The sequence below is a fragment of the Vibrio sp. 10N.261.52.A1 genome (assembly GCF_002876325.1).
Taxonomy (GTDB): Bacteria; Pseudomonadota; Gammaproteobacteria; order Enterobacterales; family Vibrionaceae; genus Vibrio; species Vibrio chagasii.
Genome location: NZ_MCYD01000527.1, coordinates 1 through 9,231 on the forward strand (window position 1 = coordinate 1; position 9,231 = coordinate 9,231).

Consider the following 9,231-nt stretch of genomic DNA (forward strand, 5'->3'; position numbering starts at 1 on the left):
CAGCACTAAGCTGAATACACGAAAAAAGGAGCGCTTAGGCTCCTTTTGTATTTTGTGTTCATCGCTTTCTTATTAACGACGCTTTTTATTATCGACGAAAGTTACGACCGTTGCCGCCGCGACGAGCTTTAAATGCAGAAGCCGCTTTCGCTTGTGAAGCTTGAATCGACTCTACTGTTAGCTCCATAGGCTCACGAGGTTCGAGCCCGTGGCGGAATGTACGTGAACGTGGAGGCATTTGGTATTCAATGTCTGACGCTTTAGGCATACGCTTGAAACGGTAAAGGTAGAAGTTTTCGACCTTTTCACGAGCCCACTCAGTCTTCTTAAGGTACTTAACAGCGCTTGCGATAGTTGGCTTAGTGTTAAAGCAGTTCATACGCATTGCCGCATCTAAAATCTCCCAACCATAATGATCCACTAATTCAGTGATCATGGTTTCAAGCTTTAAGCCATGCAGTGGGTTATTTCGTTGCAGTTCGATTCTTTCTTCTTCAGTCATAACATTACCTTTTTCAAGGCAGATCAACGCCTTGAATATACGCGAGAATACCGTCATCACTGACCGCTTCTTGCTCAATCACTTAGGCATTATGTCCATTGCCCTTATTTATGTCGTTATGATGGCATAAAGCGCGTCGGTTATCCTATTTATCTTTTCATTTAATTTTAAAACGTTCATTAAATGCTCTGACACTCAACATTTGTGCTAGCTGTTGTTTGGACCTACACAAACAAAAGTGCGAGTTAACAAAAATGATGAGAACAAACTGAAATAACCTTTATTTTTTTATTGTTATTGTCTTTTATCCGCACGCAGTGCTATGGTTTGAGTAACGTCGAAAAATAAAAATACCCCTACTAAACAATGATATAACTATAAATAAAGGTTGGCTTGTAACATGTTTGACTACTCCCAGATCAACAGAGTAGCGGCTCAAGATAAGGACATTATCGCCATTGTTAATGACCTTTTTCGGCTAGCTCGCGAACATTACCCCATATTATCTCGGCTTTCGGTCATACTTTGCAGTGACAATAAGGCGTCAGATTACTTTGTTGCAGACGCCCTTAGTAAAGAGGCTGAACATCGACACATCGAGCAAGAAATCAAACCAGAATCGGCACTTTCTCGATTAGCTGAATCCCTCGATATTCGAATCATCAACGATCTAACTTCGGTTCACCAAACCAGACAGATTTCCAACCTCATTAAACTTGGCCATCGAAGCAGCTATACCACGCCCATTCAATACCAAGAACACAGCCTTGGCTTTGTATTTATTAACGCATCATCAACCAACTTCTTTGATGAAACATTAGTTCAAAGCGATGCCGCCTATCTCGCTCAAGTTATTTCGAGTTTGTTCATTCAACTGTTTGAACGACAGCGACATTTTCAATCTTCGTTGGCCATCGCACTCAATATTGGACATGCTCGTGATCCTGAGACCAAAGAACATTTGATTCGAATGGGTAAATACAGCGAACAGTTGGCTCGTACCTTGTCACACAGTAACGCTGACATCACTAATCAGTTCATTCATCGTATTCGGCTTTACGCGCCATTCCACGACATCGGCAAATACAGGATTCCCGATAAAATTCTATTTAGTACAGAGCGATTCACTGATAAGCAAAGAGCGGTAATGAACAATCACACCTTGTATGGTGAAGAAATGATTAATGATGTGGTCTCTCTCTCCCACCATAATTCGATGTGCTCTGACGAAATACAATTCCTTAAGAATATCGTGCGTCATCACCATGAAAGGTTTGACGGTACAGGCTTACCTGATGCCTTAAGTGAGCAGTCCATACCACTAGAAGCGAGAATCGTAACCTTAGCGGATGTGTTTGATGCGCTAATGAGCAAAAGAGCTTATAAGCGGGCGTGGTCAATCAGTGAAGTAATGGATTACATTGAATCAAATAATGGCTCGATGTTTGATCCGCAATGCGTCAAAGCTCTGAAGCAAAATCTCGATTGCTTCCTGTCAATTAGAAAGCAATATAACGACGACATTCAACTGCAAGCCATGACAGCTTAGTTCGAACTTATCTTGCAAGCTCCCAATCTAATATCAAGCGTTAGCTAAATCAGAGCCAACAAAAAAGGATGCCAATTGGCATCCTCAACTTTAAAACCCATCGTATTAGTGTATCTGAGCCAAAACCACATCGAAACCAACTGACTTCGATTTCAAATGACACTCGCCTCAGCAAACTGCAGCTTCGCAACAAATGATAATTCAACGTAAACAGCAAAAATAATCACCAAGCTCGCACTAGAAATATAGATATTTAAAATCACAAATTACCAAATCAATCACCGCGTGTATTTATGGTGGTATTGGTTTGGTCTGTACTCATAAAAAGAAAAACTTAAAATTATCCAAAGGTACGCACGTGAACCCAATAGCTCAAATTAAGAGTAACTCTAATCGGCTACTAACAGCGATGGCCGTTTCTTCAATTATCTCAGGCTGTGGCGGCGGAAACTCTGATAGCACGATCGAAGACGGCGTTGCTTTAAGAGACTCTGATCTCACTCTTTACGAAAATGAATATCAACATCGCTTTTGGTACGATGTTAAATACAAAGACGACAAAAATAGACAAATCACATTCAAAGTTTCAGAGCAGTCAACAGCAAAGAATGGTGAAGATTTTGAATTAACTGCCTCACGCTCAACCTCAAATAATGCTGGCTATTTTACGCTTGCGATCCACGACGATGACCGTTTCGAAGGCAAACAGACGATCGTCATAGATATCATGGTTGATGGTCAATTTATTAGAGAAGAAACCATAACACTTGATGACACAAATTCAACGTCTCTGACTGACCATGCAGCCATTGAAAAGAGAGGAGCGGTTGGCCATGGAGAAACAACAGTTGTAATAGATGACACAATGTATGAACTCAGTTTTAATTATGCGTTATTCAAATATGATCTTCTAACACATAAAACTGTAAAAAAACGCGAAATTGCTGAAAATACATCGATAGGTAGCGTTTATCAATATGATGGTGACATATTTTCATACCGTAATGACAAAATACAACGCCTGAACACAGACAGCCTACTTTGGGAAATTATTTCAACCCCACCATCTCCAACAAACGAGATGAATCCAGTTGGTTATGCAATACAGTCAACACAAGTAATTAATGACAAGCTCTATTTATTTGGCTATCAAAATGTTCAAGATGAACAAAAGCCAATCAATTTTTGCTATGACTTTCAACGCAAAAAATGGAAAGAGTTAAGTAATCGTCCACACTTCAACACTTTTGCTCAATCGGCGCAGTTTGGCAATGATGTCTACTTTTTCAGAAATGGGCAAGCCATGATATACAACACTTCAAAGGATGAATGGTCTACTGACCCTGTCGAAGCAAAAATTGGAACAACACAACCTCATGTTGTAGGAAAGTACGCTTATAACTTTTTTGTGGAAGATAATGCGGCTTACTTATCGCGCTTTAACCTTGAAAAACGAACGCAAGAAGTACAGCAAGTATCCAATTCCCAAGGAGGTATTTCATGGGATATAAAAGGAACCTTCATGTATAAGGGAAGAATTTACCTGGCGAATAACGAAGATACACGCCTGCTCTCCGCTTACTGGGGAGATAACTAAATTCCTTTCCAATATACGACTTATTAAAAAGGTGCCCTGTGGGCACCTTTGTTATATTAACAACGAAATGATAATCAATTATACGTCGTAAGTTGTAGAAGCAGTGTCGCCGCCTGTACCAGTCCAGTTTGTGTGGAAGAACTCACCACGTGGACGGTCAGTACGCTCGTAAGTGTGAGCACCGAAGTAGTCACGTTGAGCTTGAAGCAGGTTAGCTGGTAGACGTGCAGTTGTGTAACCGTCTAGGAAAGATAGCGCAGAAATCGTACATGGCATTGGAATACCAGACTCTAGAGATTTCGCTGCTACTTTACGCCATGCCGCTAGGCTGCTTTGTAGGATGTTTTTGAAGTACTCGTCAGAACCTAGGAACGCGATGTCTGGGTTTGCTTCGTACGCATCACGGATGTTGCCTAGGAATGCAGAACGGATGATACAACCACCACGCCACATTAGTGCTACGTTACCGTAGTTTAGATCCCAGCCGTTCTCGTTAGATGCTTCGCGCATTAGCATGAAGCCTTGAGCGTAAGAGATGATCTTAGAAGCTAGTAGAGCTTGACGTAGTGCATCAACCCACTCTTGCTTGTCGCCTTCAACTGGAGTGATTGTCTTACCGAATAGAGTTTCAGCTTCAACACGTTGATCTTTCAGTGCAGATAGACAACGAGAGAATACAGACTCAGAGATAAGTGTTAGAGGAATACCTAGGTCTAGTGCGTTGATACCTGTCCACTTACCAGTACCTTTTTGGCCTGCAGTGTCTAGGATTTTCTCAACTAGCGCTTCACCGTCTTCATCTTTGTAGCCAAGGATGTCTGCAGTGATTTCAACTAGGTAGCTGTCTAGCTCAGTCTTGTTCCAGTCGGCGAATACTGCTTGCATCTCGTCAGCAGACATACCTAGGCCATCTTTCATGAACTGGTAAGCTTCAGTAATAAGCTGCATGTCACCGTATTCGATGCCGTTGTGTACCATCTTAACGAAGTGACCAGCACCGTCGTTACCAACCCAGTCACAACAAGGCTCGCCAGCGTCAGTTTTTGCAGAGATACCTTGGAAGATTGGCTTAACCGCTTCCCAAGCTTCAGCCGCGCCACCTGGCATGATTGAAGGACCGAAACGAGCACCTTCTTCACCACCTGATACACCAGTACCGATGAAGTGGATACCTTTCTCACGACAGTGCGCTACACGACGGTTAGTGTCTGGGTAGTTAGTGTTACCACCATCAATGATGATGTCGCCTTCGTCTAGAAGTGGGATTAGGTTTTCGATGAATGTGTCTACAACGTCACCAGCACGAACCATAAGCATCACTTTACGTGGTGCTTCTAGCTTCTCAACTAGCTCTTCTAGAGAGTAAGCACCAACAATGTTAGTACCTTTAGCTGGGCCTTCTAGGAACTCGTCTACTTTCGCAGCAGTACGGTTATGAGCCACAACTTTGAAGCCGTGGTCGTTCATGTTTAGGATAAGGTTCTGACCCATTACTGCTAGGCCGATTACACCGATATCACCTTTCATTATTTATATCTCCTTGCGGCTAGTCGCACTTATGCGATAGCACTTGCTGCATTTGAATCTAGGAACCACTCTGTTTCACCAGTTTTAGACTGGATTTTCGCTGCCGGGTAAGGCAACTCTGAAGCAGGAGTAGTATGAATTTCTTTAACGATCTCAACTTTACCTGCACCCAGTACTAGGTAGCTGATTCGTTTTGCTGCTTCTAAAACTTTCGCTGTTTTAGAAACACGGATTTGACCAGACTCAGGGTGAGAAGCCAGTACAGACAGGTTCTCATCTTGGTAGTTTGTTGCACCCGGGAATAGTGAAGCCGTGTGGCCGTCTGCGCCAACACCTAGCAGAATCCAATCGAAAACAGGTGTGCCGTTTTCGCAAGGAATCACATCAGCCATCTCTTTAGCAAAACGCTCAGCTTCAGCTTTTGGCTCATCTTCACCACGAATACGGTGAATGTTCTCTGCAGGAAGGTTCACTTGAGAGAATAGAAGTGCGTTTGCTTCGCCGTAGTTGCTTTCAGCATCATCCGGTGCAACACAACGTTCATCACCCCACCAGAAGTGAAGGTTGTTCCATTGAATGCCTTCTGCGTATGGCGCTTGAGCCAATAGTTTGAAAAGCATTTTAGGTGTACTACCACCAGACAGTGAAATGTGAACAGGTTTACCCTGCTCGCTGTACGCTTTCATTTCGTTTGCTAGGTTTTCAACAACTAGCTCTGGCGTTTCAAAGATCTTGTGGTTGATCATAGTTCGCAGTAATCCGTGTCTGTTAAGTTTTTGCATGGGAAACGCCATGCGCGGCCATCACGTTGCAGAAGTTCATCCGCTTCCTGTGGGCCCCAAGTACCACAAGCATAGCCAAACAGTGCTTGAGGATCTTGTTTGAAGTCTAAGATTGGTTGAACGTACTTCCAACATGCTTCTACTGCATCGGTACGTGCAAACAGAGTTGCGTCACCGTTTAGCGCATCAAGAAGTAGACGCTCGTAAGCTGTTAGCATTTGAGTTTCTGGCAAGTCAGAGTAAGAGAAGTTCATTTTCACTTCTTTTGCTTTGAAGCCTGCGCCTGGCTCTTTCAAGCCAAAGCTCATCTGAATACCTTCGTCCGGTTGGATACGGATAATCAGTTTGTTCTCTGGTGCATCTTGACCAAATACTGGGTGCGGCGTGTTCTTGAAGTGAATCACGATTTCCGTCACGCGTGTTGGTAAGCGTTTACCGGTACGCACGTAGAATGGAACCCCATTCCAACGCCAGTTATTGATGTGCGCTTTCAGACCAATGTAAGTTTCAGTACGAGAGTCGTCTGCAACACCGTGCTCTTCACGGTAGCCAAGCAAATGCTGGCCGCGAACGTCAGAAGCAGTGTACTGACCTAGCACGAGATCTTTACGCAGGTCTTCTTCTTCAAGAGGCTTCAGACACTGAAGTACTTTAACTACTTCATCACGAATAGAGTCTGCGTTAATTTGAGCTGGTGGTTCCATACCAACCATTGCTAGTACTTGTAGCAAGTGGTTTTGGAACATATCACGAACAGCGCCAGAACCATCGTAGTAGCCGCCACGTTCTTCAACGCCAAGGAACTCTGCACCTGTGATTTCAACGTAATCAATAAAGTTACGGTTCCACAGTGGTTCAAACATCGCGTTTGAGAAACGAAGCACTAGAAGGTTTTGTACCGTCTCTTTACCTAAGTAGTGGTCAATACGGTAGATCTGGTGTTCTTGGAAGTGATGATGGATCTCTTCATCTAACGCTTGAGCAGAAGCTAAATCGTAACCAAATGGCTTCTCGATGATCAGACGGCGCCAGCCATTCGTTTCATCGTTTAGGCCATGCGCAGCAAGGTTTGCTGGGATAACACCGTACAGGCTTGGCGGCGTTGCCAAGTAGAACAAAGTGTTGTGGTTTTCGAATTGGTAGTCTTGCTCAAGTTTGTCTAGACGTTGTGCTAAACGAGCGTAATCGTCTACATCTGAAGTGTTGATCGCTTGGTAATGCAAATGTTCAATAAATGCATTCAGCGTCTCTGGTTCAGTTTGTTCCATTTCCTGAAGAGACTTCTTCAGCTTCTCACGGTAAGACTCATCGCTGTACTCAGTACGGCTCACTCCAAGAATCGCAAAGGATTCTGGTAGTTGATTGCTAGCATACAGGTGGTACAAAGCAGGAATTAACTTACGGTAAGTTAGATCTCCCGACGCACCAAAAATAACGATGCTGCTGTTTTCAGGTATTACCATCATCTTTCCTATAAAAACAAGGTTTTTAGTATTCGCTAAAGGTATCAGCGACATACGAAAATAGATAATAGGTCTTGGCTATTACATCAATAGCAAGTGCCTATTACACTTGAGAATGCGTTTGGTAAACGAGGGCGAATGCTATCACCACTATTCGGGACAGTATTGTCTATGAGTATTTGATTTACATCAACCACTGTGAAGGCAATCGATTAAATATTGACTCTTTTCGAACAAAATATAATCGACCATAGATTTCTCAAAGGTTGAAACAGAAGCAAATCAGCATTCTCGAACATTGTAGTCGAGAAAGAATGGCATCTGGTCTGTGGAGTGAGTAGAGATAGGTGAAAAAGAAAGTAAAACCAGCTTATTCAACTGGTTTTACACATAATGAGTAGCAAAAGGTTATCTCTTAAATAGAAGGATAGATACGCTACCTTGTGGCTTTGTTGTAGCAACGTTCAGGTCGTCCCACCGTACCGTAATTCAAATCAGCGGCTAACTCTCCAGTGGTAATCAAAAACTCAAGATAGCGTCGTGCTGTAGTTCGGCTTGCACCAATGCGTTCACCAGCCTCATCAGCCGTGATGTTCACCGAATCTGCGTGTTGAAAAATCGCGCGAATCTTATCGAGTGTTACGCCGTCGATCCCTTTAGGTAACGTCGATACTTTTGCAGAGTCTGCTTTAGCATTAGCTTGCAGCATCTTATCAACCAAACCTTGGTTCAAATCAGACACGCTTTCGAACTCTTGTAACTGTGACTGATACTTCTTCAGCGCGGCTTCCAAACGAGGAAACATGACTGGTTTTAATAGGTAATCCACCACGCCGCCGCGCATCGCTGTCTGTAAGGTGTCTACATCTCGCGCCGCGGTAATCAAAATCACATCACACCCTTGGTTGTTACCTCGAACGTGATTAAGAATATCGATCCCACTACCATCTGGCAGATACACATCTAATAGCACCAAATCTGGTTTTAAGATGTCCAATTGCATAAGCGCTTCAGACTGTGTAGTGGCAATGCCAACCACGTCAAAGCCTCCCATCTGTTCTAGATAGCGATGGTGAAGCTCTGCAATCGCAATATCATCTTCAATGACCATGACTCTCGTGATTGCGTTCATTTAAGTTCTTCCTTTAACCATTATTTTTCCGTCACGGTGATCTTAATAGATTCGCTCGTGCTCTATTGTTCTTCTTTCGGCAAATACACTGTCATGCGCGAGCCAAAGTCGTTGTTGTCGAACATTTCTAACTGCCCTTGATAGCGATCAGTGAGCTGCTTAACCAAATACAAGCCAACACCGCGGTTTTGTTTGGCTTTGCTCGACACCCCTTTATCAGTCAGCGCATCGGTTGCTAAGTGCTTGGGTAATCCACATCCTTTGTCTTCCACTTCCACGATGATCTCGTTGCCAAAATCACTGATAGAAACTTCAATCATTCGACGTGAAGGGACAATCTGCCCCTCTTGTTTTATCGCTGACATCGTCGCATCAAAAGCATTGTCAATCAGGTTACCAAGAATAGTGACAACATCATCAGCGTTCAGCCAACTTGGTAATGCCTCTAGCCTAGACCCCTCTTCAACTTTGAGTTCTAAGCCTATCTCTCGTGCGCGCTCGGTTTTGCCTAGCAACATGCCCGCAATCAGTGGATCTTTTACCGTTTCTCTCAAGAACTCGATAAGGCTTTGATAGTGCGCTGTTTCTTGCCCAATCAATTGCTGAACAGATTCCAACTCCCCCATCTGGATCAAGCCACTGATCGTGTTTAGCTTGTTCTTATGCTCGTGAGTTTGTG

Annotated in this window: 8 protein-coding genes; 2 read left to right on the forward strand and 6 right to left on the reverse strand. The window is 43.5% G+C overall.

Annotated elements, in window-relative coordinates:
* Positions 1 to 88 precede the first annotated feature (88 nt).
* Complete coding sequence (locus tag BCT81_RS07270) at positions 89 to 502, reverse strand: VF530 family DNA-binding protein (RefSeq protein ID WP_032554115.1); 414 nt, start codon at positions 500 to 502, stop codon at positions 89 to 91.
* 400 nt (positions 503 to 902) lie between these two features.
* On the opposite strand from BCT81_RS07270, the gene BCT81_RS07275 reads away from it, so the two are divergent.
* Positions 903 to 2,051 carry an HD domain-containing phosphohydrolase gene (locus tag BCT81_RS07275; protein WP_241908176.1) on the forward strand — a complete coding sequence of 383 codons (1,149 nt, stop codon included), beginning with the start codon at positions 903 to 905 and terminating at the stop codon, positions 2,049 to 2,051.
* Positions 2,052 to 2,409: 358 nt separating this feature from the next.
* A complete protein-coding gene (locus BCT81_RS07280; protein ID WP_102423689.1) occupies positions 2,410 to 3,648 on the forward strand; it encodes a hypothetical protein in 1,239 nt (412 codons plus the stop codon).
* Between the two features lie 78 nt (positions 3,649 to 3,726).
* Here BCT81_RS07280 and gnd read toward each other — a convergent pair whose 3' ends face one another.
* The 5 genes from gnd to BCT81_RS07305 form a co-directional block, all read right to left on the reverse strand.
* Complete coding sequence (gene gnd / locus BCT81_RS07285; RefSeq protein ID WP_017069357.1) at positions 3,727 to 5,175, reverse strand: decarboxylating NADP(+)-dependent phosphogluconate dehydrogenase; 1,449 nt, start codon at positions 5,173 to 5,175, stop codon at positions 3,727 to 3,729.
* Between the two features lie 29 nt (positions 5,176 to 5,204).
* Positions 5,205 to 5,921: a 6-phosphogluconolactonase gene (gene pgl, locus BCT81_RS07290; RefSeq protein ID WP_102423690.1), complete on the reverse strand. Its 717-nt coding sequence runs from the start codon at positions 5,919 to 5,921 to the stop codon at positions 5,205 to 5,207.
* Positions 5,918 to 7,420 (reverse strand): glucose-6-phosphate dehydrogenase, encoded by a 1,503-nt coding sequence (gene zwf / locus BCT81_RS07295; RefSeq protein WP_063524298.1) that lies wholly within the window; start codon positions 7,418 to 7,420, stop codon positions 5,918 to 5,920. The genes pgl and zwf overlap by 4 nt, the downstream gene beginning before the upstream one ends.
* Positions 7,421 to 7,856: 436 nt before the next feature.
* On the reverse strand, positions 7,857 to 8,552 hold the full coding sequence (locus BCT81_RS07300) for a response regulator (RefSeq protein WP_102423692.1): 696 nt from the start codon (positions 8,550 to 8,552) through the stop codon (positions 7,857 to 7,859).
* Positions 8,553 to 8,614: 62 nt separating this feature from the next.
* Positions 8,615 to 9,231 (reverse strand): ATP-binding protein (locus BCT81_RS07305; RefSeq protein ID WP_133152583.1); only part of this gene is annotated, 617 nt, incomplete at its 5' end.

Bases quoted from the DNA above. Each gene is read 5' to 3' on its own strand.
- BCT81_RS07270 (WP_032554115.1), bottom strand. From the start codon at position 502: ATGACTGAAGAAGAAAGAATCGAACTGCAACGAAATAACCCACTGCAT.
- BCT81_RS07275 (WP_241908176.1), top strand. From the start codon at position 903: ATGTTTGACTACTCCCAGATCAACAGAGTAGCGGCTCAAGATAAGGAC.
- gnd (WP_017069357.1), bottom strand. From the start codon at position 5,175: ATGAAAGGTGATATCGGTGTAATCGGCCTAGCAGTAATGGGTCAGAAC.
- pgl (WP_102423690.1), bottom strand. From the start codon at position 5,921: ATGATCAACCACAAGATCTTTGAAACGCCAGAGCTAGTTGTTGAAAAC.
- zwf (WP_063524298.1), bottom strand. From the start codon at position 7,420: ATGGTAATACCTGAAAACAGCAGCATCGTTATTTTTGGTGCGTCGGGA.
- BCT81_RS07300 (WP_102423692.1), bottom strand. From the start codon at position 8,552: ATGAACGCAATCACGAGAGTCATGGTCATTGAAGATGATATTGCGATT.